A 24,681-nucleotide genomic window follows, 5' to 3' on the forward strand; every position below is an offset into this window, starting at 1 on the left:
TTCTATGTATGTTCTGATGAGTGCATGATTGTCCGCTGCGGCTTCAGATTCAAATTGGCCAGATATTTTCATATCGTGTGATATCCTCCTCCGTATCATATCCATAGAAAAACAGATAAAATTCATCCCCTGAATTACGCGAAATAATTGTGTTCGACGGCGTATACTTCCGAAAACTGTCTGCCGCAGCCTGAATGTATTTATCTCCGTAATCATGCCCGAACTTATCGTTGATCTGTTTGAGGTTATCCAGATCCATCATAACCAGTGCCGCCTTCTTCAGGCAGGATTCTCCCTTTTCAAAAAGCTGCTGCATGATACGCTGGAATGCACGTCTGTTCTTCAGCCCCGTAAGCAGATCGTGGTCACGTTCATGCTCAATCAGCTGCTTTTCCTGGATTGTCTTCGTGATATCTTCGACTATGCCGATTGCCCTTCGATCCTCCACGCCCGAATAACTTAGACGGACAAAGGTCTCTTTTTCCCCGGTCGGTATCTTATACAATATATAGTCTTCTGCTTCCTCTGCTTTATAGATTTCCAACTCCTTCATTTCCATGATGAAAGTCTGCACATCCATATTGGAAGCAATGGAACCCTTAAGGCCAAATATATCAAAGAAACCGTCCGTCAAAAATAGAGTGTTATTATCCATATCAATTTCAAACCCTGCTATACGTATGCTGGCTTTGTTCAGAATCTGCGCAAACTTTGTGGCGGAGTCGATTACATCACGGCTCAGCTTTTCAATGGACTCTTCCAGCTGATCGAATTCATATATATTCGTTCTGGGGAGGCCTATTTTGTTTTTTGTATTCATCTGCTGCATATGTTTTGACACCAGATGAATCGGTCTTGATATCATAAAACTAACAAGCACGCTGCCTGCGATCCCCATAATGATTGTCAGAATAATTGCAACAATAATATAGGACATGATATGGTTGGAAAACTCGGTAAGATCACTCTCCTTCACTGCACCTGCCAGTCCCCACCGATCCGATTCAAAGGGACCGTTCGAATCATAGAGCTGGAAGTACTCCATATCCATAAAATACCGCTCATGATCTGCACCGTTAAAATAAAAGTTCCCATCAGATGACTGTGATACATCCAGCTTTTCCATGTCCGGTGCGATGCTGCTGTCCGATGAATATACGGTTCTATATTCATCGGTTTCCGCATCCTGTACGATCAGTAAATAGGAGGCCGGCTTATCTTCCATCAATTCCTCAGACGGAAGCATAGTGGCAAGGTAATCCAGTGTAATCTCCATGCCAAGTGTACCATAGACTTTACCTGTTGACGTTATCAGAGGAACCGTATAGGAAATCATCATCTTATCGTCGTCCGTAAGCGTATGCGGTTTTCCCCAATACCCCAATTCTGTCAGCGAAGCTGCCTCGGGGTTTTCATATCCTTGTTCCTGCGGATTTAGAAAAAGATTGTATATCTCCTCATGTTCCTTGGTAAATAAGAACTGAGGCTTCCAGGCACTGTCAGTGGCTATATCCAGGCTATGTACAAGATCAACCGAGCCTCTCTCAATCAGGAGGTCACTGTTGCGGACAGAGGCGCTTGTATCCGGATCCAGATCCCGGAAATAAACGCCGGGACGGGAAAAACTCTCCTGTTCCCTCAGTTCTTTGGGATCATCATTGTTAAAAACAACAAAAGCTCCGGTCACCTTATTGGAACGAAGCATTTCGATCAGATTTCCGGAAATCTCAGAAACCAGCGGAAGGCAGGCATTTGAGTTTTTTCCTATATTATCCAGGTCGATCGTCCCGTCCTGATCCAGCTTTTCAGCGGTCTCGTTAATGAGTTGTACCGTATAAGACACGTTAGACCAGCTGTTTATCATCTCATTCTGCAGGTAGCTGGAACGATTGGCCACCTTTCCCTGAACAATGCCTTTGGCATTCTCATCAAGTTCCTGAATGGCTCCCCCGAATATAAAAGTTCCTGAGAGCAGCATTACTTCTATTAAAGTTAGGAGGACCATGGGAATCAGCATTCTTTTCAGTATAGGCTGTGCTTTCTGTCTGTTCATGCGCATTCCTGTGCCCTCCTTTCTTTCATCCGCTTCCTATATGCAGCGGTTCCGAATTTATTTATTATCTACTAACTTCTCAAGAGATGCCAATGTCTCCTCATACCAGCTCTCAAAATTATCATCCGTATCAAATTTACTGACAGCCTCTTCCCTGGTAGAACCTGCTGATATTGCCGATTCCACCTCTGCCCGGTCCGCTGCCGCTTTGTCTGTAAGCGAATACTCCAGCACATTACGGGCATCCGTACCGTTTTCAAAGGCGCGGGTTGTATAGAGTGAAGTTTCCTCAATTTGCGTTAGGGAAGCCTCAAGCACCTGGATGACGCTGCTGTCTGTACTGTCTATGCTCTTTTTGATCAACTCTTTATCGTTGGCCTCTTTTTTGACAGGCAGATACCCTGACGTCACAGCAAACTGTATATTACGGTCAGTGTCTGTAAACCATTTCAAAAATTCCACGGAAGCCTCGATTTCTGCCTTATCTTCCTTTTCCATCACTACCATGCCTGCGCCCTGCTGTACAGAGTATTTCTCACCGTCCTTAAAGCGAGGGCACTCAAAAGCCTGCATCTCGATCGGATATGTATTTTCATCGTCCAGCGTCACCTGATTAGGGAAAAATGTCGCTCCCGCAGAGGAACCTACAAATGCCAGTATATTCCCTGTCTTGATATCATCACTCCGAAACTTGCCGGAGGAAGCAAAGTAGCCATTGATAAAAGGCACATAGTAATTGTCCCAAAGCTTACGGACTACGTCTTTATCAAAATTCAAAGCCGGCTGACCATCCTTGACGGAGAAAATCTCAGTCCCCAGTTCCCGTGCTCCTATTATAAAATAATTGGCCATAGCGTCCCTTCCAAAGAAGGCTTTACCGTCATCCGGAGTATCTGTCAGGCTGTCCGTCCATTCGTAATATTCTTTGGACGTGGCAGTAATCCCCTCGATTGTGGAAATATCCTCCAGGTCAGCGCCCGTTGCATCGGCAAACTTATCCCAGTCTGTCTTGTTCAGCATAAATACTTCCGTTGCCTTGGCAATCGGGAATATCTTCAGACTGTCTTCGGAGGAAAACTTTCCCTCATCAATGTAGCTGTCCATATATTCACTGATCTCATCCTCAGTCATATATTCCATCAAATCCACAGCCATGCCCTTCTGATCCACCGCATAGGCTGTATCCGCATAAGCCGCAAAAATATCAGGGATTTCTTTTGCCCCGACTTTTCCGTCAATGGAGGCCAGTACATTATCCTCCAGATCGGCCACATTGCCAAGGCTGGATGCTTTTACTTTGATTCCCAGCTCTTTTCCCCGGCTGCCATTAAACTCTGTTACCAGTTCATTGAAGGCATCCTGCTGTGCGCCGTTATAATAGTGCCATACTTCGATAGAAACCGGCTTCTTAGGATCCAGCAGGCTTTCCTTCTTGTTATCATTCGTTTTTTCTTCTGCAGAAGAGCACCCGGCCGTCAGGCTGAGAATGGCAGCTGTAAACAGGCAGACTGCAGTTTTATACACTCGTTTCCTCATAATATCCTCCACCGGCGCTTATAGTGATTCAACATCTACTTCTACGCCATCCCTCCAAATACGTTCCAGGTTATAGAACAGCCTGTTCTCCTTATCAAAAATATGCACGATGATATCTCCAAAATCAAGCAGCACCCAGCTGGCGGTACCGTAACCTTCCCGCTGCTTTAACACAAATCCTGCCTTATGGAGGCATTCCTCCACATTGTCTACCAGAGCCTTTACCTGGCTCTCGTTGCTGCCGTTTGCGATGATAAAATAATCCGCAAGTACGGAGACACCGGCAATATCAATCACCTTGATGTCCTCTCCCTTTTTTTCATCCAGCGCTTTGCAGGCAAGCCGCGCCATTTCCCTTGCTTGTTCCATAGATCAGTCTCCTTTACTTCTTTAATTTGTATACATTATTCTGCAGCTGTGCTGCAGACCCGCCCGCAGGGCATGTGTTACGGGGTGCCCTTTGGGTATACATTATTCTGCAGCTATGCTGCAGACCTGCCCGCAGGGCATAAGTTACGGGGTGCCTTTTGGGTATAATTATATCAACAGTTCTCACTTGTCTGAACTGCTACTGATAATATTCATAAGTTCTGACGGTCATGGGGTCAATCTCCCTTCCCACATTCTTAAGATAAGAAATTGTGGAACCAGCACTGAGTGCCACTGCCTTGTTCAGATTTGAAAACGCCTCTCTTCTCACTTCTTTTAAAACCGGAATTCCCTGCCTGCCCGGTTCGATATAGTCAGCTAGAAAAATGATTTTTTCAAGCAGTGTCATCTGAGGCTTTCCCGTGGTGTGATAAGTGATGGCCCCCAGAATATCAGAATCTTTAATATTATATTCATGCTCGGCAAGATATGCTCCCAGCTTGGCATGGATCAGGGCCGGCATTTTCAGCTCAGAGTCGGTCAGTGTGATATTGCATTCCCTGCACAATTTGATCTGCTCCTTACCGGAGCAGAACTTGCCGCAGTCATGCAAAAGCCCTGCCAGCATCGCCTGGTGTATATCCGTTTCATAACACATGGCAAGCGATGCAGCCGTATACATAACTCCCAGCGTATGTTCGTAGCGTTCTGGTTTTAATCTCTTCTCCAGTTTTCTTCGAATCCCCAAAATCTCCGTCATGGCTCCACTTCCTTATACAAATGATGTTCTTTAATATAATCAGCCACTGCATCCGGCACGAAATAATGCACTGTCAGCCCCTTCGCGGCCCGCTCCCGGATCGTCGTTGAAGAAATCTCCAGTAGCGGCGCCCGAAGCAGTTCAATCTCGGCTTCATATTTCTTTTTAAGATAAGCAATCTGTTTCTGCATATCTCCCACATCCTTGTCATCCCGCATCGCCGCAAGTATGGTGCAGGTTGGGAAAATCTCTTTGAAATACTTCCATTGTTCAATGGAAAACAGAGAATCCGCCCCCAAAATAAAATAAAACTCGTTGCCCGGATACAGTTCATGGAAATCACGCATTGTCCGATACGTGTATGATATCCCCTTCTTCGCCTCATGCATGGAAAGCTTAAAATGCGGGGAACCGCTGATTGCGGCCTTTACCATCTCAATTCTGTGGGTAAGCGAGGTATCCATGTCTTCCGTATCTTTATGCGGTGGATTACCATTCGGTAAAAACCATATTTCATCCAGTTTAAACTCTTCGAAGGCAAATTCACCCAAAAGCAGATGACCAATATGGATCGGGTCGAATGTGCCTCCCATGATGCCGATTTTCATAGAATCCTCCTACGGAAGTACGATCTTTTTCTTGTCGTCCTTTCCTTCCCTGTATAATACAATCTTCTTGCCGATTACCTGGACCACCTGAGAACGTGTCCTGCCGGCAACAAGCTCTGCCAGCTCCCTTGGATCATCTGCACAATTTTGAAGCACGCTGATCTTAATGAGTTCTCTGGCCTCTAAAGCCTCAGAAATCGCTTCTGTAAGCCCGGGAGTAATACTGGACTTCCCGATCTGAAAGATCGGATCCATTGTCATGGCAAGGCTTTTTAAATAAGCTCGCTGTTTTGTTGTCATACTGTTTTATCTCCTGTCTATTTATAATAATCAAACTGCAGTCCATACATCTTAACCGTGTCTCCCTCCTGAATGCCTGCCTGTTCCAGGTCATTCAGGATACCGGAATCTTTTAAGAACTTCTGGAAGAAGGCAAATCCCTTTTCAGAATCCAGGTTGGTGTATCCCAGCATCTTTTCAATCTTCGGGCCTTCCACTACATACAGTTCTCCTTCTCTCTCCACTGTATAGGGCAGGTCTTCATAGATCAGTTCATCCTCAGGAAAGTATTCCTGTTCAAATACAATCGGCTTATCATCCATATCCTGAAGCTGTCCGCTCACATAGTATAACAGCTCCTGAATCCCCTTTCCGGAAACTCCGGAGATTGGGAATACCCGGATCCCTTTTGGCTCAAATTCCGCCCTGAGCCTGTCCACCGGGTCTTCGTCCCCGCTGTATATCAGATCGGTCTTATTGGCTGCAATCACCTGCGGGCGCTCTGCAATCTCAGGGTTATAAGCCGTCAGTTCCGCATGAATCTTATAGATATCGTCCATCGGATCCCGGCCCTCAGTGCCCGCTGCATCCACCACGTGGATCATCATTTTTGTCCGTTCAATGTGGCGCAGAAACTCATGTCCCAGTCCGACGCCTTCCGATGCCCCCTCGATCAGCCCGGGTATATCCGCCATCACGAATCCTTTCGCCCCATCCAAGTCAACGACTCCCAGATTCGGGTTCAGCGTTGTAAAATGGTAGTTGGCAATCTTGGGATCCGCATTCGTAACCCTGGAGAGCAGTGTTGACTTGCCTACATTTGGAAAACCGATCAGCCCCACATCTGCGATGACTTTCAGCTCCAGATTCACCTCCAGCTCCATGGCCGGCTGTCCGGGCTGCGCATACTTCGGCACCTGCATGGTGGATGTGGCAAAATGCTGATTCCCCAGTCCTCCCCTGCCGCCTTTTAAGACAACCTGGCTGCGGTTGTCCCCTGACATATCCGCGATTACTTTGCCGGTCTTTGCTTCTTTGATCACGGTTCCCTCCGGAACTTTTAAGATCAGATCCTTCCCGTCTTTTCCATGACAGCGGCGCTTGCCGCCCTCTTCGCCGTCGCCGGCGGCATATTTCCTCTTGTGGCGGAAATCTACCAGTGTATTCAGGCCTTCATCTATTTGAAAAATAAGGTCCCCGCCTTTTCCGCCGTCCCCGCCGTCCGGCCCTCCGTTCGGTACATATAGTTCCCTCCGAAAGCTGCAGTGTCCGTCACCGCCTTTGCCGGATCTTATGAAAATTTTCGCTCTGTCTGCAAACATATTATATATCCTTTTCTATTTACTATTTTTACCAATTCCATATCCGTACTATTATATCACAAGATAGTTCCTTTTACTATTCATAATTCCCTGAAATCACATATCCTATAGCTGCATATTTCTAACAGTTCATACAAGCCTGAAATATTGCGCATCCAGCCCATTGAAATTCGCCTGCAGCGAAGGGAGCTGTGCATTTCGGATGTTAAATAATAAACAAGCCCCAGACTGTTAGGTCTGAGGCCGTGTGTACCGTAACTAATTATTCAGCTACAGGATAGATAGAAACCTGTTTCTTATCTCTTCCTTTTCTCTCGTATCTGACAACTCCGTCTACTAATGCAAACAGTGTGTCATCCCCGCCGCGTCCTACGTTCACGCCCGGATGAATTCTTGTTCCACGCTGTCTGTAAAGGATGTTGCCGGCTTTCACAAACTGTCCGTCAGCTCTTTTAGCACCTAATCTTTTAGACTCAGAGTCACGGCCGTTCTTAGAAGAACCAACTCCCTTTTTATGAGCAAAATACTGAAGGTTCAATTTCATCATGGTTATTACACCTCCTTGAAGATAATATCAATGTATGGTTCATAGTCGCTGTCATCTTCTATTTCTTCCAACCCCAGAATCATAGTCTTTAACAGCAGTTCAGCATCGTGTGTAGGTCTCCCACCGGTAAATCTGAACTGAATCAGCCCCTGTGCATCTTCTGAGTCGTCTGTCACTACAGATGTCTCATCGGATGTATATCTTTCAATCGCATTTATCGTGTTGATAATCAGCGCTGAAGCCGCCGCACATACAATGTCCATACCCTCATCCGCGAATCCGGCATGTCCCTGTGCGTCAAAACCTACATATTCATGCTTGTCAGTCTTATAAATGGATACTTTAATCATTCTCTCACCGGGTTATGCGTTGATCTTGTCGATCTTAACTGCAGTATACTGCTGTCTGTGACCATTTTTCTTATGGTATCCAGATTTTCTCTTATACTTGTAAACGACAACTTTTTTGCCTTTACCGTCACCAATTACAGAAGCTGTAACTGTCGCACCATCGACTGTCGGGTTCCCAACAACAAGTTTGTCGTTGTTCACTGCAAGTACCTGGTCAAATGTATAAGTCTCTCCAGCTTCTACCCCAAGTTTTTCTACTTTAATGATATCGCCTTCGGCTACTTTGTACTGTTTACCACCTGTTGCTATAATTGCGTACATATGGCACCTCCTATTATCATTACTCGCCAATTACGGTGTCTGCTAAAAGGGCAGAACTTCAAAACCTCATTGCGCGGCATACCGTTATAGTATAGCATATGCAAATTTATAAAGTCAATAGTTTCCGGGCATTTTCGTCAAAAATCCTGCTTTTTTCCTCTTGTGTCAGTGGAAGTCCATTCATATATTCTATGGACTCTGTCTGCCCGGACCATGGAGAATCTGTGGCAAAGAGAATACGATCTGTACCGTGGTTCCTGCAAATGCGCACAAACTGTCCGTCATCGATTGCACCAAATACAACGGCAGTATCCAGATAAACCTTTTTTCCGACGATGCAGCGCTCCACATCGTCCCAGCATTTAAGACCGCCCATATGGGCGATTACCAGCTTCTCGGGCTGCACTTCGTCAATCACCTCTGCCGCCATCTGCGGCGTGCAGTAAACACAGTCCGGATATCCGGGATCGTAGCCGCCGTGCACGGTAATAATCAGCCCCAGTTCTGATGCATAGGAAACAATCCGCTTATAACGGATATCGTGAAACATCGTCTCCTGATATGCCGGGTGCAGTTTAATCCCCTGAAATCCCATGTTCTTCAAAGTCTTAAGTTCTTCCCTGTAGTTTGCGCTGTCCGGGTGGAGTCCCCCGAAGGAGATCACATCTCCCGTCAAAAAATGGGCGGCAAAACGGTTTATGCTGTCAAACTGAGACGGTTTTGTAACGACCGGGAGGGCAACCGAGATGTCTATGCCCGCTTTCTGCCCGGAAACCTTCAGTCCCTCAGCAGTTCCATCGGTAAAGGGAACCGTTTTACATCTTCCGCTTAAAAATTCCAGTGTCTTTCCGGCAATCTTATCCGGGAAAATATGTGTATGAAAATCTATCATCTTATTTTACCTTATACCTTATTTTTCAACTATAGCTGAAAATCCTCCCGCAGAGCATGTGTTACGGTGTACCCTTGGGTATACCGTATGTGAGTCTTTGGGCAGGCTTCTATTTATCGCAATCATTGAGTTTATCGTAACAGTATTCTATGATGCTTCTGCGCGTAATGATCCCGATGAATTTATTCTGGTCATCCACTACAGGTACAAAATTCTGATTCATCGCTTTCTTCACCAGATCTTCCATATCGGCATCCGCAGGCACTACATCAAAATTGGCCTTACGTGGGAACTCCTTTATCAAGATGTGTTCGGCGCTTTTGATATCCAGATTATTGTAAGACTTTATTCCCCAAAGCAGGTCTCCTTCTGTGACAGTGCCCACAAATTCCCCTTCCCTGTTCAGCATGGGGATGGACGCATACTTATGGTATTCCATTGTCTCCAGAACCTGGCGCAGCGTACTGTCATTGTAGATATAAGCAACTTCATTTTTCGGTTTTAAAAAAAACAGAATGTTCATAATGAATACCTTTCTTTAAATTTGTGTCAAAACAAAGATTTCATACAGCGCCCTGATCGCGTTTTTAAAATCATCATGTCTGACACCAACAATAATATTCAGCTCACTGGATCCCTGATCAATCATTTTTACATTAATGTGCGCATGGGCAAGGGCAGAGAATATTCGGCCGGCAGTCCCGCGTGTCGCCCTCATTCCCCGGCCTACAATAGCAATCAGTGCAAGATCTGATTCCAGTTCGATGTGGTCAGGATCTACAGCCTTGTGGATTCCGGCAAGCACCCGCTGTTCCTTTTCCTCAAATTCATCCTTATGAACGAAGATTGTCATTGTGTCAATACCCGACGGCATATGTTCGATGGAAATCTCATTCTCTTCGAATACCTGGAGCACCTTGCGGCAGAAGCCAATCTCAGAGTTCATCATGGCCTTCTCTACGGTAATGGATGCGAAGCCGTCCGTACCGGCAATCCCTGTAATGGTATACTTCGGCTGCCTGCATGTGCCCTCTACGATTAAAGTTCCTTTATCCTGAGGTGCATTGGTGTTGCGGATATTGATCGGTATTCCTGCTTTTCTTACCGGGAAAATGGCATCCTCATGGAGCACGCTCGCCCCCATGTAGGAAAGCTCACGCAGTTCTTTATATGTAATAGTCTCTATGGATTTGGGATTCTTCACAATCCTTGGGTCAGCAATGAGAAATCCGGATACATCTGTCCAATTTTCGTATAAGTCAGCCGTTACAGCCAGCGCAACCAGTGAACCGGTAACATCTGAACCGCCTCTGGAAAATGTTACAACCGTTCCATCTTCTTTCGCCCCGTAAAATCCGGGAATGACCGCGTAGCATATATCCTTTAGCCGTGCAGACAGCAGGTCGTTTGTTACAGCGTCATCAAAATTGCCCTCCTCATCAAAGCGGACTACCTCGGCTGCGTCCACGAATTCAAATCCCAGATATGCTGCCATCACCTTGCCGTTCAGATATTCACCTCTGGAGGCAGCGTAATCTCTTCCTGCTTTTTTTCCAAAATTTTCCCGGATCACATCAAAGTCCTGATCCAGGGAAAGAGTCAGATTCAACCCTTCGATAATCTCGTTATATCTGTCTTGGATTGCAGAGAGTAAGTCTGTAAAGTTCTTTTCCTTAATGGCGGCCCCATAGCAGCTGTACAGCATATCCGTCACCTTGGTGTCTCCTGAGAACCTTTTACCTGGTGCGGATGGTACAACATACTGCCTGGATTCATCTGCTCGTATGATGTCCCCTACTTTTTTAAACTGCTCGGCACTGGCCAAAGAACTTCCGCCGAATTTTACTACTTTTTTCATTCCTCGTTTCCTCCAATATACTTAGAGAGGCGCCCATATCCGGCATGCAGCCGGCCCTTAACAGCAAATACTGTGCGATATAGTTCCCTCTTCAAAATTTCTGCGTTCTCGGTACATTATTATAACGCAGTCATTCCTTCTTGTAAATCTCTTCTTTCGCATTTTTTTGCATTTAATGACAAAAAATCCTGCATTTTTATTCACAAATCAAATTCAAAATCTGTTATACTGCAAATTTAAAATATCACATCTGCATACTCGGCGCCGGCGGCCCTTTTCAAATCACCGGGATCCAGTTTTAGCTGCATGCCCAGCCTGCCCCCACTGACATACATGTAGTCCAGGTACCGGGCCGTTTCATTTATTATAGTAGGGAAAGCTTTTTTCATGCCGATGGCAGTACAGCCTCCTCTGACATATCCGGTAACCGAGGTAAGCTCTTTAACCGGAAGCATTTCCAAAGACTTTTCCCCCGCGGAACGGGCCGCCTTCTTCAAGTCCAGTTCAGACGCAATCGGAATCACGAACACATAATGTATCCCGCTCTTTCCTGTTGTTACGAGTGTTTTATAGACTCTGTCATGAGGCAGGCCCGCTTGATCTGCAATCGTAATGCCGTCCACGAATTCATCGCACTCGTAAGTCTGATATTCATAAGGAATTTTATATCGGTCCAATATCCGCATTGCGTTCGTCTTCAGTTCTTTCTTCCCCATAATCTTCTCCTTATCTGTCATATTCTCTCCCCTGCAAAATCAGCGGTACAAGGCATTTGGATTGTCTTATACTAGGACTGAACCCTATTACATTAAGCACATGATTTACTCAATAATCGAACAGGCTGAGCTGCTCCATACGATAGGGGCGCTTATAGCTTGATATGATATCGGACATCTTATGCAGGATTCCCGCCTCCTGGCACTCTTTCTCAAAAACCTTCCAAAGCTGGCGTACCCGCGGGCTTCTGCATTCATAGGCGTTGCCGAATCTCTTTTGGTATTTCTCTGCAAGCCCCTCTCCCGGGAAGAGCTGGTTCAGCCTTTCATAGTACCAATCCCGCTGATTTTCGCGCAGCGTCATCCCAAAAGCAGGATAGATAAACTTTGCACCCGCCTCGTGTGCCTTACGAACGATTTCCCGGATATTCTCATCAGAGTCTTCCAGGAAAGGAAGCACGGGCATTAACAGAATCCCGGTATATATCCCATGACCGGACAATTCACGGACCAGGGCAAACCTCTCCGAGGACGGCGGCGCTCCCGGCTCTATCTTTTTTGCAAGCACATCGTCTGAAGTGGTAATCGTGACTTTGCACAGCACCGGTGAATGTTCCCTGATATCTGTAAGCACATCGATGTCCCTTGCCAGCAGACTGCTCTTTGTAGCGATGGCGGCTCCAAATCCAAATGCATCGCAGAGCTCCAGCGCATGCCGGGTCAGTTTCAGCTCCTTCTCAAAGGGATTATAAGGATCGCTCATGGCCCCCGTAGAAACCACGCCCTTCTTTGTCTTTCTGCGCAGCTCATCGCGTATGATCATCAAAGCATTTTCCTTTGCCCTGACAGTGTCAAAGGAAGAGATTCCGTAACAGTCTGAACGGCTGTCACAGTATATGCAGCCATGACAGCATCCTTTATATATATTCATATTATATTCTGTTCCAAACCAGTATTCCGGTCTTTTCGAACGGGTAATTATCGTTTTAGCTGGAATATACTCCATAATAATGTTCCTTTTCTTGGAAGTCCCCGGCTGTTGATTGGCCGGGGAGGTTCACTTATTATACCAAAGCCATGATTTTCCGGCTATTGTAACATTAGGCATTTTGCTGTTTTAACATTTTTAGTGAAATTAATTGTATAATCGTATACAATACACAACGCAACTTTACTGTTTTGAAGCCCTCACGAAATACCCAATATTTTATATTGTATACATGGATGCAATATTTTCCTTGTCATAATCATTCGAACTGCATACTGCATTTTGAGTAAGTTTATATTGCATACAACTATACAATATAAAAACCAAAAAAATTATTCTGCTAAACTCTCATGAAGAGGTCTGCGTACTTTTTTGCGGGTCAGCTCTACAAGCTGCAGCGCGGTCACATCCACAAGTGTTGATTGAATCGGGTCTTTTGAGAGGTATTGGCGGAATGTTTTCAGCAGTTCCCTGGTTGCATCGGCATCGTCCAGGTTAATAAAATCCACAATAACGATTCCCGAAAGGTTTCTAAGCCGCATCTGTTTGGCTGCCTCCCTGGCTGCTTCGAGATTGATCTTCAAATAAGTTTCAGAAGGATTCTTTTTTACAGAACATTTTCCCGAGTTCACATCAATCACAGTCAGCGCTTCCGTATACTGTATCACCAGATAGGCCCCATTCTTAAGCCATACGCGTTCGCTCAATGCCCTTTCCAGTACAGTCTGTGTATGATACAGCTTTCCGAGAGGGAGCTGGCTGCTCTGATAAAGCCTCAGTTTCTCTAATTCTGCCGGCTGTTCTCTTGTATAATATTCCCTGACCTGGCGGTAAAGCTCTTCGTCCTCAATCACAATCTCCGTTAAACCTTCGGTATACACATTTTTCAGGTCAGAGATATAAGCGGGAGGCGCCTCCTGCAGACAGGAAAAGCATGTTCTCGTCTGAGACGCAGACTTCAGAGCGGTATAGCTTTGTTCCAGGCTTTTAATCTCCCCCAGGATCTGGTCAAAATCAGCATCGCCTGCATTCGTACGGATGATAAGGCCATACTCCTCGTTTTTATAGGGCAGAAGGCGTTCTTTTAATTCCTCACGCAGCGATTTGGGAAGCTTGCCGGAGGTTCCGATTCTGGTGTTTCCTGTTGTCAGAATTGCATACCTGCCCGTAAAACTTAAGTTGCTGCTGACCGTCGGGGCCTTTGTTTTAACGGCCTCTTTGCTGATCTGAACAACCAGCTCATCCCCGATGCAGAGCGGCTTCCTGCCTGCTTTATGCGTGAACAGAGCATTAGCGGCCTGGCTCATGTCATAATAACATTCCACGCCGCTCTCAATCTCGATAAATGCTGCTCCGATATTGGGCACTATATTCTTCACTCTGCCCACATAGATATTGCCAAGTACATGCTGCCTTACCCCGCTGTCCGGCTTGTCGCAGTGTATTTCTACGATTTCATCGTCCTCCAGAAGAAATATCCAGACCTTTTGGGCCTCTTTCATCATAAGAACTTTTCTTGAGGTCATGCCGTCTCCATCTCCATTTCGCTACCCAAATCTTCCAATGTTACCAATTCCCGTCTGCCTTCCTGGCCCCTATCCGCATACATCTCAAGCCTGTGATGTGAATAATCGCTCTCGGCAAAATCGATCCCCATAAAATGACAGAATGCCTCCATGACAAGGCCGGGCTTCAGATTCTGGACGCTCCCCGCGGCCACCTGCATACAGACAGCGTCCGCTTTCGCTTCCAGACAGTATATCATTGGTTTGATATCCACTTCATTCGCACTGCGTTTTGTCTCTTTCAGAATCCGGATCTCGGGCTGCGCCATGAATGCCGCAAGCTTCTCCGGCCAATCTGCCGGAAACACATCCTTTTTCACCGTCGTCCTGTAATCCGCCGCCGCAACGATCGCCATTCCAGTCATCTTCTTTTCTTCCGCAATCTGACGGAAGCTTACGACTTCCATCCCTTCCACCATGGCCTCATTCAGCCGTCTCACGGCCTCTTTGCTGGAAATCGGGCCGCTCAGCTCAATATCAAAGTATTCACCGTCACTGGAAAGTCCGATCCCCAGCGGATTTGCAAAAGACATAATCATATGAGGACTGTAGCCGGCGGTAAAGGCGATCGGGATCTCCGCCCTTCTCATGGCCTTCTGGAAAAACCGCATCACATCCAGGTGCCCGATAAATCTCAGCGCACCATATTTTCTGAACTTAATTCTTACCTTCATAGCAGACACCTCCTCCAAATTGTGCCGCTCCGCATCCGGAGCACTGCATCTTACAGTTTGGTGTGACAACGCCCTCCTGCGCCCGCTCCCACTCTTTTTTCATAAAGCTTTTGCTGACCCCGATATCAATGAAGTCCCACGGAAGCAATTCATCCAGTTCTCTTTCCCGGGTCGTATAAAATGCAATATCAATGCCCGTATTCTCAAACGCCTGCATCCATTTTTCATTGCAGAATGTTTCTGTCCAAGCGTCAAAAAGGCATCCCAGTCTGTAGGCCTCCTCAATGGCCTTTCCCACTCTCCTGTCGCCGCGGGCAAACACGCCCTCCAGAACGGTTACTTCCGCATCATGCCAGTTATATTTCATGCTTTTTCTGTTTAACTGCTCCTGAAATTCATGCTTCACAACCGAAGCCCTGTGCATATACTCCTCACTGGTACACATTGGCGCCCATTGGAATGGGGTAAATGGTTTAGGTACAAAAAAGGAAGTGCTCGCCGTTATCTGGCATTTGCCATGGCGCTCCTCTTTCGGGATCTCGTAATATCTTCTCGCAATCCGATCTGAAAGCCTTGCGATCTCCTTCATATCTGCTTCCGTCTCAGTGGGAAGGCCCAGCATAAAGTACAGTTTTACCTTGGACCAGCCTCCCTCGAAAGCCTGTCCGGCCCCCTCCAGGATCATTTCCTCCGTCAGGCCCTTATTTATTACATTTCTCATCCGCTGTGAACCCGCTTCGGGGGCAAATGTCAGGCTGCTCTTGCGGACATCCTGCACCCGCTGCATCACATCCAGCGAAAATGCATCGATCCGAAGGGATGGCAGGGTAATATTCATCCCTTTATCCTTAAATTCATCTATTAAAAAGTCTACCAGTTCTTTCAGTTCGGAATAGTCACTGGAACTCAAAGAACTCAGAGAGATCTCTTCGTGTCCCGTATTCTTCAGCATAACACGGGCGTACTCCTTCAATGTCTCCACGTTTCGCTCGCGGGTAGGCCGGTACAGCATCCCTGCCTGGCAGAATCTGCAGCCGCGGATACATCCCCTCTGGATTTCCAACACAACCCGGTCCTGCGTTGCTTTGATAAAGGGCACCACTGGCTTCATCGGATAAGGCGCTTCCGTGACATCCATTACGATCTGCTTTTTCACCGTGGCAGGAATCCCGGGCTCCGTCGGTGTAAAGGACTTCAGAGTACCATCATCATGATAATCCGCTTCGTAGAACATCGGAACATAGAGCCCCTCAATCTCCGCCGCCCTTCTCAGAAACTCTGTACGGCTGCTGTTCCCGGCCCGGCAGGTCTTGTAGAGATCCAGCAGTTCATCATAGACCGTCTCGCCCTCTCCTATATAAAACAGATCAAAGAACTCTGCCAGCGGTTCCGGATTGTAGGTGCAGGGGCCGCCGCCGATTACGATCGGATGCTCCCAGGTACGGTCCGCACTGTGGAGCGGAATCTGGCTTAGATCCAGGATCTGCAGTATGTTCGTGTAGCACATTTCATACTGGATTGTGATGCCCAGAAAGTCAAAATTCTTGACTAGATCCTGTGATTCCAGGGCAAACAGGGGGATCTTCTGTTCCCTCATTACCTTGTCCAGGTCGGTCCAGGGAGAATATACCCTTTCACACCATACATCCTCACGCCGGTTAAAAATATCATACAAAATCTGAATCCCCAGGTGGGACATGCCAATTTCCATGATATCGGGAAACGAAAGGGCAAACCGAATGTCCACCTGATCCGGGTCTTTATTCACCGCATTTACCTCATTGCCGATGTAACGGGCGGGTTTCTCGATGTTCAGCAGTATCTCATCGCTCAACGCTAATTTTCTCATCATTATATACATCCTTCTTATCCATGCTATTAGATCCCAAATGATCTGATGGTGTCCGGAAACACCGGGCACCACTGTTTAATTATAAGTGCTTTTTGTCATAACATCAAGCAAAATGCGGAATGTTTTAAGTTTATGCAGATGAGTGCGCGAAAGAAGGGATAGCTTCTGTAACGGCTACCCCTTTCTTTCGCACACTCATCTGCCGGCGAGATGGAAACTCGTCAACTCAGCGTATTAAACATCTTCGATCTTCCCTAAAAGCTGCAGCGGCTCCTTTTTTAGGTTTTCTTTCATATAGCAGGACGAGATGATAAACGCCGCCAGAATTAAACCACCCCCGGTCCCAACCGACAATGCTATGCTGGGGCTTGCCCACTCTATGTCAGCCTCTGTGTCATTTGTTGTCACATTGCTGTAGGACGTATCGAATACAGTGGCCGCATCGGCCTTCTTGGCGGCTGCTCCTGTAGCTTTCCATCCCGCTATGCTGCCAACCGCCGCAAGTACAAGTATTCCGGTCAGAATAGATCTGGAACACTGCCCCTTCGTTCTTCCAAGCAGGCGCTCCACGGCAATCCTCTCCTGTTGTCCCGTTATGAACATACTTGAAAAGAACAGTAAAATCATGAGTGCCATGACGCCTCCGCTGACCAGGAATATCCATGACATCATCTTTCGCTTTTCAATCCCTTCCCGGAGCTGGGTATAACCTTTGTCATAAAAGGTGATCTTCAGATCTTTTACCCCTTGTTTTTCCCATAGCTCCTGATATTGCTGTATTGTTCCGTTTGGAATTTGGAAAGACGTGTTGCCAACCTGCATGCGTCCATAGGCTACGATGTTATCTTTCCAGGAATTCTCGGGAACTGCGTTCCAGGGAATGACCACTTCATACATGCCGATTCCAAGGGAACCGGTACCGTAATCTTTGATTGTATAAATGCCCGCAATCTCATATTCCTGCTCGTTGAATATGGAATAGGGCTGGCCCTGTGCATTAATAAAGGAAAACCCATACCCGCCGCCCTTTGTTGAAAAGTTGTCCACCGGTGCATCCCGATAATTGGCATAAAACAGAGGCAGGGTTAGTTTGTCCCCCACGGACTTCTGAAGCAGCATCGCCAGCGTACTGGGAATCAGACAGACCTTTGCGCCGTCCTGATATTCCTCTTCTGTGATATCCCTTCCCTCGGAGATAACGACCTCATCCTGATAAAACGGCATCAGCAGCTTTGTGCTGTCTGTGGGCTGAACCGGTACGACATGATCCAAATAGTCCTGCATATTTCCCGCCAGCAGCCACCGCTTTCCGCGTTCTGTTTCATAGAACCCTTCCGTCACCTCATCAAATTCGTCTGATTCATTTATAGGATCATAGATCCTTTCTCCATCGAGAGTGTATTGTGTTGATAGGGTACCATTTGTAGGAACATATTCCATTTCCATCTCCCCGCTATCGCTGTTTTCTGTTTCCACACCGTGGGTAAAACCGTACTGATTAAGCTGCATAACATAAGTCTTTCCCGCCTCGAACGTTCTGGGTTCCGGATTCTGGTGTTCGCAGACATAGATATAATCCCCCTCATTGACAGCGCCTTCCAGCACCTTAACAATGCGCATCTTGACGGAATGATCCGCTGTTTCTGTTTTCAGGGGGGTTACCTCCACGGTGAGCAGCCAGGTGCGCCCCACTCCCTGATAAAGCTCCTCTACATATGCTCCAAAATAGGGGCGCTGCCTTGGCTTATGTACATACCCCGCGCCTTCAAAGTCCAGCACCTCCTCTTTGATTCGCTCCCCCGCGGTTCTTGCGTTAAAGTACTGATACTCTTTCATTTCCGCATCCCATATCCCATAAACCCCGTTATCCTTTGTCTCCTGCTCCACAGTTCCTATGGTGGTAAATATTTTTTCGAATTCCTGAATTGCCGTTCTGCTCATGTTCCAGAGGTTTCCGCCCAGTGCCAGGAAAAATGCCGAAACACCAATCAGAAGAAAAAACAGAAAACTCTTCAGGGGACTGCGGAGCATTTGTTTCATGCTGTAATAAAATGTCATGCCATACACCACCTCACTGTTTTTCTACCGATATCATTTTCCCGTCCTTCATGGTCATACGGATATCCGCCTGGTCTGCAATCCGAGAATTGTGTGTAACTATAATAACTACATATTCTTTCTCATGTGCCAGTCTAAGCAGTAATTCGACTATATTCTCTTCATTTTCCGTGTCCAGATTCCCTGTCGGCTCATCTGCCAGCAGAATTCTCCCTCCGGCAGCCATAGCTCTTGCAATTGCCACTCTCTGCTGCTCCCCTCCGCTCATCATACGCGGATATTGGTTCAGGATCTTTTCTTCCAGACCTACTTCTTCCAGGCACAGGGCCGCCTTCTCTTTTGCCGTTTTGCGTGGAATTCCCTGGAGCTCCAGCGGATACATAACATTCTCCCAGGCGGTCAGCAGAGGAAATAAATGAAAGGCCTGATATACCACGGACACTTCCTTCCGTCTGTATGCATCCCGGTCCATTTCCGCCAGATTTTCGCCGTCCACCAGGATTCTCCCTTCCCTGGGATGGTCAAGTCCGGCAAGCAGGGATAGAAAAGTACTTTTTCCGCTTCCTGATTCTCCTGTAACCGCATACATGTTACCGGATTCAAACGTGCAGGATATCCGTTTTACCGCCTCAATTGTCTGAAATTTATTCTGATAAGAATAACTTACATCTTCTACTTTAATCCGTTCCATATCTCCCTCTCAATCTCTGTGTGATAACACAGCTGCAACGCTGAATCTTCCAAACATCCACATGGCAGCCGACGCGCCCAGTATATAGCAGACCAAAAACACAAGCCAGACAAGCGCAATTGCTCCCATGCCGGCCCACCGCAATATCAACCCTGCAGCTGCTCCCACAGCGCCGCCTGCCGCAGCCAGCAGAATATGTTCCACAAAAAACAGTACCGTACACCGCCGTCTGCTCGTTCCAAGCGCCCGCATAATCGCGTACTCCTCCCGTCTGCCCTGAAGCAGCAAGTGGGATACGATATACCCCACCATAATCACTACAAGAAGGACAAAGGGCAGAAATCCCTGCAGCAGAGACAGGCTTTTTTCCAGACTAGTGACCGACCGGATAAAGATCACATCATCTACCCTGACCCCGGCCCCGGCATAAGAGAAAGTCGAGCCCGGAACCACCGTCTGAAGCCCGGCGTCCTTTAATTCCTGTTTTAATTCATTGAGCTTCATGGAATCTTTTACCAGAAAGGACAGGGAAGAGGCAAAATATGTCTGGCCACTCTGCTTATAAATCTCTTTTACAGCATCCAGAGGGAATAAAATATCCGGCACAGTTACCTCTTCATCGGTTCCGCTGGAATCCCAGATTCCGACGACTTCCATACTTACCGGCCGGAGATCCTTTATTTCTAATCCTGTTCCGGAAAGCAGCAGCTGGTAGTGCTGCAGTGAAAGGGGGAGCCGGCTCCCAAGTTCTTTATCTATGGATGATTGATTCACGATACAGACATCCTGGCTTTTCTGAAAAGTATCCCAATCCCAGCCTTTGCTCCACTTGACATCTTCCTCTTCCAGGCCCTCAATACATTCCGGGCGGTTCAATCCCTGAACCCAGAAATCTTGTAAGTTTTCGGCATTCTCCTGCGGAAGGCGCCCCAAAAGCTTTGCCCCTTCCACAATCTCTTTTGTGTATGAGGATCCGTAAACCGCATCGAGAACCCGCGGCTGTATGAACAGGCCCGAATTGGAATCCCCGCTCACATTCCAGATCTGTACCGATATAGGGAGCCTTTCCGGCAATTCATCGAGCTGTTGTTTTGTACTGGTCAGATTGCCCAGATAAAGAGCCATTACAATAACCGTCAGCAGGCTGATCAGGATATTGAGGATACTTTTTTTGTAGTGACGCCGTATATTTACCAGAATTGTGTGTATTGCCTGATAAAAACTCCTTCTCTTGTCCGGGATTTCTTTCTTGATAGACTCTTCATTTTCCCTTATACAAAGTATCCGTGTTGACGCTTCCCTTGTCTCCTCACTGTCCTCCAGCACTCTGGCAGCCGTATAGACGGTTCCGTCCAGCGTGAATTTAGGGTACATTCCGGATTTTACCATCTGAAACTTCATCCCGCGGTCTGATGCATATTTACGCAGTACAGCCTCAAACATACCTGCTGTGTTCACGGCTTCATCTGCATTAAATGAAAATCTCCGCTGCTGTTCTTCCATGGCCACCCGCTTGTAATCGTCCGCAATCTTTGCGAATACGCTTCCGTTTCGGGACATGGTTTCCATTTTTTCAAGATAAGCATCCACGTCCACCTGATCCGATTGATCCTTATGGATACTCGTGCAGACTTCAATCGCCGCCTGCAGCTGTTTCTGCTGCTTCAGCAGATTTTCCTGCTGGCGTACAACAGCCTCCTTCAGGGGAAGCTCTTCCTTCAATATATTTTCGATCTCTTTCAGGGGCATATCCAGCATCCTCAGCATCTTAATCAGCTTCAGACGCCGTATATCTTCCTCCGAATAATCCCTGTATGCATTGCCGGTTTCCCTTGCAGGTTCCAGCAGCCCCTGCCGCTCATAGTAGCGAATATTCTGTCTGGATATTCCGGTCAGTTCCTCCGCTTGTTTCGTATTCAAAAATCCACCCCCTCATCTGCTTACATTCTATAATCTGAAATATCTTTATGTATCTATATTAGGGTGTATAGCAGGTATACAGTCAAGTCTTTTATAACTTTTCTTCGCTAAATTTCAACAAATTAAAAATCGCCACTTGTTTTAGTGACGATTCTCCTGATTTCTCTCATTACATACTTATAGTATATCCGGTTCCAATACAGGTTCTTCGAACAACATCATTAAATCGTGATTAGCTCCGATATTGGTTACTTCAAAATGATTTAGGCACAGAGCAAGCCACGGAAGCTCCCTGCTCATCTCACGTACCAAATCGAAAATTTCCAGATCCGTTGTCTTATATCTGGAATGATATCCTGAATATTGCTCATGGGAAAAGTTTCTCTTTACCAGGTAATCTCGTATCTTCGTATAAGCACCATTGGGGTTGCTTGCTGAAAAATATTTTTTAAGATCATTAACCCGCAGATCAAAATATAATGCCTTTAAGTGTTTTGCTTCTTTTCTTGCCATTATGCCACACTCAGTCTCTTTGTATAATGATACAGTACATCCTCAACGGCAAAATCTTCTTCATTTTCTCCATCATCGCTGTTGTACCAGACCCATTTTGTTACATATTCCATAAACCAAACTTTTTCTCTTAAAGATGTAATAATACATCCGAAAGCACCATAATCTTTCGGATTCCCATTTCCGGTAAAGCATAATGTCCCATCTGGTTGCTGTGCCTTATTCAGTCCATATCTGGAAAACGCCTGCTCAACTGCCTGATAAATACTTTCCACCTGATATTTCTGGTCAGCAGCAATCTTTTTTTCATCCATTTTTATTTCTAATTTCAGCATAGCAGCCTCCTCTGTCCTCTAAATAATCTTTGGTATACTCATTATATCCGACTTGAAGAGAAAATTCCACTGCATTTTTGAATTAACGCTCTAATGGCTCACGTCCCCTACAGCTTCTTCCACACTGCCTGAATATCTTTGAGATCCATCTGCTTTTCGATCTGGTTTACGATTTTATCGCTGCTTACATTTGCTACATTCACTTTGCCGTAATCGATCCAGACATAACAAACAAAGCATAAGACGCCCAGCGTCAGACGGAAGAAAAAGCTGCTTTTAGGCCTTTCTTCTGCATCGTCATACAGGTCATGGTAAATATGTCCATACCTGGGGTGCACAGCGGGAATAAAGCTGTCCTCATTGTAAAGCCTTCTGGTCTGCCTTAGAAGCTGGCGGCGTCTTTCTTCTGATTCATTCATAATCTATGTACCTCCTTTTGGATTTCCTGTTAAGCTGCCCTTTGGGCGTACAGAAAAGGGCATATGATATGTCTACCATATCATATGCCCTGCCAAAAACAGTTAGAACTCTCTGTCCCGGAGTGCTATAGAACAAATCACGTTATCTGTCCGCAAGCTCGTTTGTTATATCATCCCAGGTAATTCCCCGTTCCACCATAAGGACCATCGCATGGTACAGAAAATCAGACATTTCGTATTTGATCTCCTCGGGATTTGGATTCTTAGCCGCAATCACAAGCTCTGTCGCTTCTTCTCCAATCTTTTTCAGGATCTTATCAATCCCCTTATCGAAAAGATAATTGGTATAAGAACCTTCTTTCGGATTCTCTTTTCTGTCCATAATTGTTGAATAGACGGATTCAAATACCTGAAGCGGGTTCTTCCCGTCGTAATCACTGCCTACAATCGGCTGGAAGAAACAGGTGCTGTTTCCGGTATGGCAGGCCGCTCCGACCTGTTCTACCTTGGCAAGCAGTGTGTCCTTATCACAGTCAATCGTCATCGTCTTTACATACTGGTAATGGCCGGATGTCTCGCCCTTTACCCACTGTTTTTTCCTGCTTCTGCTAAAATATGTCATCCTGCCGGACTTGACCGTATGGTCAAAGGCCTCTTCATCCATATACGCCATCATCAGGACCTCATTCGTTTTATAATCCTGCACAATGACAGGCAGCAGCCCGTCTGAATTCAGTTTAAACTCGGAAAAATCCATCATGCTTTCAAAAGACGTCATCCGGATCCCTTCGGCAGCACAGACATTTTTAAAGGCATTAAAATCCATATCATCCTGACTGATAAACAGTCCCGATACCCCTTTCACGCCGTCGCACTTCAATATTTTAAGGATCTCGTCCTGTTCCATCGTATCCGTTACGACAACACACGGAATCTGCGTCACATTCATAACCGAATTCAGGTCCAGCCTGTGCATGAAAATGATCTCCGTACTGTACTCTTCGATCAGATGCTGCTGTTTGAACAGGGCGTCAAAATCATTCAGGGACACCGCGATTCTTTCTTTGCCGAATCGTTTGGATACGTCCTCAATCAGGTCAATGGAAAGGTGCTTGGAAAAGTTCAGCATGGCGCGTTTTGCACCCGCATAGAGAATCTTCTTTACATCCTCCTGTCTGCGGATATTGCCGCCGGCCACCATCGGAATGCTGATGACGCGGTTAATCCTTTTCATCAGGTCAATGGATTCCTCGTGCTCCTCATCGGAATTGGACAGATCAAATATGATCAGCTCATCCGCCCCCATATCCCCGTAATGCCTTGCAAGGGACACCACATCGTCCGCGATCACTTCTCTATCATCAAACCATTTTACAGCTTTCCCTCCGTCAATAAATATACAGGGGGTCAATCTCTTATAACTCATTTATCCACTCTCCTTTACAGGCTGCCCTTTGTAGACCAAACCTCTTTCATTCTCGGCTCTTCCATGGTAGCCGCATCCAGTGCTTTACCAAACGCTTTGAACAGGGCCTCCGCCATATGATGGTTGTTGCCTCCGTCCAGAATTTTCAGATGCAGGTTCATTGCTGCACTGTATGAAACCGCATAAAAAAACTCCTTCACCATTTCCGTATCCAGCCCGCCGATCTTCTCCACCGTAAATCCGGCCTGGTAGTTCAGATACGGGCGTCCTGAAAGATCCACCGCACACAAAGCAAGCGTCTCATCCATGGGAAGCATAAAACTGCCGTAGCGCTTGATTCCCGCTTTATCTCCAAGGGCCTTGGCGATTGCCTGTCCCAGCACGATACCGGTGTCCTCCACCGTATGATGACAGTCCACTTCCAGATCCCCCTTAACCTCTACTTCCAGGTCAAACAGGCCGTGTCTCGCAAAACCGTCCAGCATATGGTCAAAAAAGGCAATTCCCGTATCAATGCTGTTGCGCCCTTTTCCGTCCAGACAAATTGTCAGGTTAATCTCTGTTTCCTTTGTTTTTCTCATGCAGCTGCCTGTCCTGTCCATCATACATCCCTCCCATTTTCATCCTGT

General features: G+C 46.5%; 26 protein-coding genes. All 26 read right to left on the minus strand.

Annotated features, from left to right (window positions below; all coding sequences use genetic code 11):
• Positions 1–49: 49 nt before the first annotated feature.
• Positions 50–2,059, minus strand: a complete 2,010-nt coding sequence (locus tag ARB69_RS11415) for a GGDEF domain-containing protein (RefSeq protein WP_055153206.1) — start codon at positions 2,057–2,059, stop codon at positions 50–52.
• A gap of 51 nt (positions 2,060–2,110) precedes the next feature.
• Positions 2,111–3,589, minus strand: a complete 1,479-nt coding sequence (locus tag ARB69_RS11420) for an extracellular solute-binding protein (RefSeq protein ID WP_050642303.1) — start codon at positions 3,587–3,589, stop codon at positions 2,111–2,113.
• A gap of 18 nt (positions 3,590–3,607) precedes the next feature.
• Positions 3,608–3,958, minus strand: a complete 351-nt coding sequence (gene rsfS / locus ARB69_RS11425; RefSeq protein WP_050642304.1) for a ribosome silencing factor — start codon at positions 3,956–3,958, stop codon at positions 3,608–3,610.
• 199 nt (positions 3,959–4,157) lie between these two features.
• Positions 4,158–4,718 (minus strand): bis(5'-nucleosyl)-tetraphosphatase (symmetrical) YqeK, encoded by a 561-nt coding sequence (yqeK, locus tag ARB69_RS11430; RefSeq protein ID WP_055153208.1) that lies wholly within the window; start codon positions 4,716–4,718, stop codon positions 4,158–4,160.
• Positions 4,715–5,326, minus strand: coding sequence for a nicotinate-nucleotide adenylyltransferase (gene nadD / locus ARB69_RS11435; RefSeq protein ID WP_050642306.1), 612 nt, complete (start codon positions 5,324–5,326; stop codon positions 4,715–4,717). Before nadD ends, yqeK begins: the two co-directional genes overlap by 4 nt.
• A gap of 9 nt (positions 5,327–5,335) precedes the next feature.
• Entirely contained in the window at positions 5,336–5,626 is a 291-nt protein-coding gene (gene yhbY, locus ARB69_RS11440; protein ID WP_009004257.1) for a ribosome assembly RNA-binding protein YhbY, read from the minus strand.
• 17 nt (positions 5,627–5,643) lie between these two features.
• Entirely contained in the window at positions 5,644–6,927 is a 1,284-nt protein-coding gene (gene obgE, locus ARB69_RS11445; protein ID WP_050642307.1) for a GTPase ObgE, read from the minus strand.
• 262 nt (positions 6,928–7,189) lie between these two features.
• A complete protein-coding gene (rpmA, locus tag ARB69_RS11450; protein ID WP_009004259.1) occupies positions 7,190–7,474 on the minus strand; it encodes a 50S ribosomal protein L27 in 285 nt (94 codons plus the stop codon).
• Positions 7,475–7,479: 5 nt separating this feature from the next.
• Positions 7,480–7,824 carry a ribosomal-processing cysteine protease Prp gene (locus ARB69_RS11455; RefSeq protein ID WP_050642308.1) on the minus strand — a complete coding sequence of 115 codons (345 nt, stop codon included), beginning with the start codon at positions 7,822–7,824 and terminating at the stop codon, positions 7,480–7,482.
• 12 nt (positions 7,825–7,836) lie between these two features.
• Entirely contained in the window at positions 7,837–8,145 is a 309-nt protein-coding gene (rplU, locus tag ARB69_RS11460) for a 50S ribosomal protein L21 (RefSeq protein WP_050642309.1), read from the minus strand.
• 106 nt (positions 8,146–8,251) lie between these two features.
• Positions 8,252–9,037, minus strand: coding sequence for an amidohydrolase family protein (locus ARB69_RS11465; protein ID WP_050642310.1), 786 nt, complete (start codon positions 9,035–9,037; stop codon positions 8,252–8,254).
• 109 nt (positions 9,038–9,146) lie between these two features.
• Positions 9,147–9,560, minus strand: coding sequence for a CBS domain-containing protein (locus tag ARB69_RS11470; RefSeq protein WP_055153210.1), 414 nt, complete (start codon positions 9,558–9,560; stop codon positions 9,147–9,149).
• Between the two features lie 15 nt (positions 9,561–9,575).
• Positions 9,576–10,895: an aspartate kinase gene (locus tag ARB69_RS11475; protein WP_055153212.1), complete on the minus strand. Its 1,320-nt coding sequence runs from the start codon at positions 10,893–10,895 to the stop codon at positions 9,576–9,578.
• Between the two features lie 236 nt (positions 10,896–11,131).
• Positions 11,132–11,611: a Cys-tRNA(Pro) deacylase gene (gene ybaK / locus ARB69_RS11480; RefSeq protein ID WP_050642313.1), complete on the minus strand. Its 480-nt coding sequence runs from the start codon at positions 11,609–11,611 to the stop codon at positions 11,132–11,134.
• 109 nt (positions 11,612–11,720) lie between these two features.
• Positions 11,721–12,617, minus strand: a complete 897-nt coding sequence (locus tag ARB69_RS11485) for an SPL family radical SAM protein (protein WP_154253240.1) — start codon at positions 12,615–12,617, stop codon at positions 11,721–11,723.
• Between the two features lie 314 nt (positions 12,618–12,931).
• Positions 12,932–14,125, minus strand: coding sequence for a ribonuclease E/G (locus tag ARB69_RS11490; protein ID WP_050642315.1), 1,194 nt, complete (start codon positions 14,123–14,125; stop codon positions 12,932–12,934).
• Entirely contained in the window at positions 14,122–14,838 is a 717-nt protein-coding gene (locus tag ARB69_RS11495; protein WP_055153216.1) for a TIGR03936 family radical SAM-associated protein, read from the minus strand. Before ARB69_RS11495 ends, ARB69_RS11490 begins: the two co-directional genes overlap by 4 nt.
• Complete coding sequence (locus ARB69_RS11500) at positions 14,822–16,687, minus strand: TIGR03960 family B12-binding radical SAM protein (protein WP_055153267.1); 1,866 nt, start codon at positions 16,685–16,687, stop codon at positions 14,822–14,824. The genes ARB69_RS11495 and ARB69_RS11500 overlap by 17 nt, the downstream gene beginning before the upstream one ends.
• 237 nt (positions 16,688–16,924) lie before the next feature.
• Complete coding sequence (locus ARB69_RS11505; RefSeq protein WP_055153218.1) at positions 16,925–18,748, minus strand: FtsX-like permease family protein; 1,824 nt, start codon at positions 18,746–18,748, stop codon at positions 16,925–16,927.
• A gap of 13 nt (positions 18,749–18,761) precedes the next feature.
• Positions 18,762–19,439, minus strand: a complete 678-nt coding sequence (locus ARB69_RS11510; RefSeq protein WP_050642318.1) for an ABC transporter ATP-binding protein — start codon at positions 19,437–19,439, stop codon at positions 18,762–18,764.
• A gap of 9 nt (positions 19,440–19,448) precedes the next feature.
• Positions 19,449–21,359, minus strand: a complete 1,911-nt coding sequence (locus ARB69_RS11515; RefSeq protein WP_055153220.1) for a MerR family transcriptional regulator — start codon at positions 21,357–21,359, stop codon at positions 19,449–19,451.
• Positions 21,360–21,536: 177 nt separating this feature from the next.
• Positions 21,537–21,872 carry a virulence associated protein D gene (locus ARB69_RS27385; protein WP_174518408.1) on the minus strand — a complete coding sequence of 112 codons (336 nt, stop codon included), beginning with the start codon at positions 21,870–21,872 and terminating at the stop codon, positions 21,537–21,539.
• Entirely contained in the window at positions 21,872–22,207 is a 336-nt protein-coding gene (locus tag ARB69_RS11525) for a hypothetical protein (protein WP_050642320.1), read from the minus strand. The genes ARB69_RS27385 and ARB69_RS11525 overlap by 1 nt, the downstream gene beginning before the upstream one ends.
• A gap of 107 nt (positions 22,208–22,314) precedes the next feature.
• Complete coding sequence (locus ARB69_RS11530; RefSeq protein WP_050642321.1) at positions 22,315–22,626, minus strand: hypothetical protein; 312 nt, start codon at positions 22,624–22,626, stop codon at positions 22,315–22,317.
• 142 nt (positions 22,627–22,768) lie between these two features.
• Positions 22,769–24,052, minus strand: coding sequence for a bifunctional phosphoribosyl-AMP cyclohydrolase/phosphoribosyl-ATP diphosphatase HisIE (gene hisIE / locus ARB69_RS11535; RefSeq protein WP_050642322.1), 1,284 nt, complete (start codon positions 24,050–24,052; stop codon positions 22,769–22,771).
• A gap of 14 nt (positions 24,053–24,066) precedes the next feature.
• Positions 24,067–24,657: an imidazoleglycerol-phosphate dehydratase HisB gene (gene hisB / locus ARB69_RS11540; protein ID WP_050642323.1), complete on the minus strand. Its 591-nt coding sequence runs from the start codon at positions 24,655–24,657 to the stop codon at positions 24,067–24,069.
• Positions 24,658–24,681: the final 24 nt, after the last annotated feature.

Origin of the sequence: Faecalicatena contorta (assembly GCF_001404335.1) — a bacterium.
GTDB classification, from domain to species: domain Bacteria; phylum Bacillota; class Clostridia; order Lachnospirales; family Lachnospiraceae; genus Faecalicatena; species Faecalicatena contortus_B.

Excerpts from the sequence above, each read along its gene's own strand:
- ARB69_RS11495 (WP_055153216.1), bottom strand. The coding sequence starts at position 14,838 with ATGAAGGTAAGAATTAAGTTCAGAAAATATGGTGCGCTGAGATTTATC.
- ARB69_RS11455 (WP_050642308.1), bottom strand. The coding sequence starts at position 7,824 with ATGATTAAAGTATCCATTTATAAGACTGACAAGCATGAATATGTAGGT.
- ARB69_RS11465 (WP_050642310.1), bottom strand. The coding sequence starts at position 9,037 with ATGATAGATTTTCATACACATATTTTCCCGGATAAGATTGCCGGAAAG.
- ARB69_RS11485 (WP_154253240.1), bottom strand. The coding sequence starts at position 12,617 with ATGGAGTATATTCCAGCTAAAACGATAATTACCCGTTCGAAAAGACCG.
- ARB69_RS11475 (WP_055153212.1), bottom strand. The coding sequence starts at position 10,895 with ATGAAAAAAGTAGTAAAATTCGGCGGAAGTTCTTTGGCCAGTGCCGAG.
- ARB69_RS11500 (WP_055153267.1), bottom strand. The coding sequence starts at position 16,687 with ATGAGAAAATTAGCGTTGAGCGATGAGATACTGCTGAACATCGAGAAA.
- obgE (WP_050642307.1), bottom strand. The coding sequence starts at position 6,927 with ATGTTTGCAGACAGAGCGAAAATTTTCATAAGATCCGGCAAAGGCGGT.
- yqeK (WP_055153208.1), bottom strand. The coding sequence starts at position 4,718 with ATGACGGAGATTTTGGGGATTCGAAGAAAACTGGAGAAGAGATTAAAA.
- ARB69_RS11530 (WP_050642321.1), bottom strand. The coding sequence starts at position 22,626 with ATGAATGAATCAGAAGAAAGACGCCGCCAGCTTCTAAGGCAGACCAGA.
- yhbY (WP_009004257.1), bottom strand. The coding sequence starts at position 5,626 with ATGACAACAAAACAGCGAGCTTATTTAAAAAGCCTTGCCATGACAATG.
- ARB69_RS11525 (WP_050642320.1), bottom strand. The coding sequence starts at position 22,207 with ATGCTGAAATTAGAAATAAAAATGGATGAAAAAAAGATTGCTGCTGAC.
- rplU (WP_050642309.1), bottom strand. The coding sequence starts at position 8,145 with ATGTACGCAATTATAGCAACAGGTGGTAAACAGTACAAAGTAGCCGAA.
- ARB69_RS11415 (WP_055153206.1), bottom strand. The coding sequence starts at position 2,059 with ATGCGCATGAACAGACAGAAAGCACAGCCTATACTGAAAAGAATGCTG.
- ARB69_RS11470 (WP_055153210.1), bottom strand. The coding sequence starts at position 9,560 with ATGAACATTCTGTTTTTTTTAAAACCGAAAAATGAAGTTGCTTATATC.
- hisB (WP_050642323.1), bottom strand. The coding sequence starts at position 24,657 with ATGATGGACAGGACAGGCAGCTGCATGAGAAAAACAAAGGAAACAGAG.
- ARB69_RS27385 (WP_174518408.1), bottom strand. The coding sequence starts at position 21,872 with ATGGCAAGAAAAGAAGCAAAACACTTAAAGGCATTATATTTTGATCTG.
- rpmA (WP_009004259.1), bottom strand. The coding sequence starts at position 7,474 with ATGATGAAATTGAACCTTCAGTATTTTGCTCATAAAAAGGGAGTTGGT.
- ybaK (WP_050642313.1), bottom strand. The coding sequence starts at position 11,611 with ATGGGGAAGAAAGAACTGAAGACGAACGCAATGCGGATATTGGACCGA.
- rsfS (WP_050642304.1), bottom strand. The coding sequence starts at position 3,958 with ATGGAACAAGCAAGGGAAATGGCGCGGCTTGCCTGCAAAGCGCTGGAT.
- ARB69_RS11510 (WP_050642318.1), bottom strand. The coding sequence starts at position 19,439 with ATGGAACGGATTAAAGTAGAAGATGTAAGTTATTCTTATCAGAATAAA.
- ARB69_RS11505 (WP_055153218.1), bottom strand. The coding sequence starts at position 18,748 with ATGACATTTTATTACAGCATGAAACAAATGCTCCGCAGTCCCCTGAAG.
- nadD (WP_050642306.1), bottom strand. The coding sequence starts at position 5,326 with ATGAAAATCGGCATCATGGGAGGCACATTCGACCCGATCCATATTGGT.
- hisIE (WP_050642322.1), bottom strand. The coding sequence starts at position 24,052 with ATGAGTTATAAGAGATTGACCCCCTGTATATTTATTGACGGAGGGAAA.
- ARB69_RS11420 (WP_050642303.1), bottom strand. The coding sequence starts at position 3,589 with ATGAGGAAACGAGTGTATAAAACTGCAGTCTGCCTGTTTACAGCTGCC.
- ARB69_RS11490 (WP_050642315.1), bottom strand. The coding sequence starts at position 14,125 with ATGACCTCAAGAAAAGTTCTTATGATGAAAGAGGCCCAAAAGGTCTGG.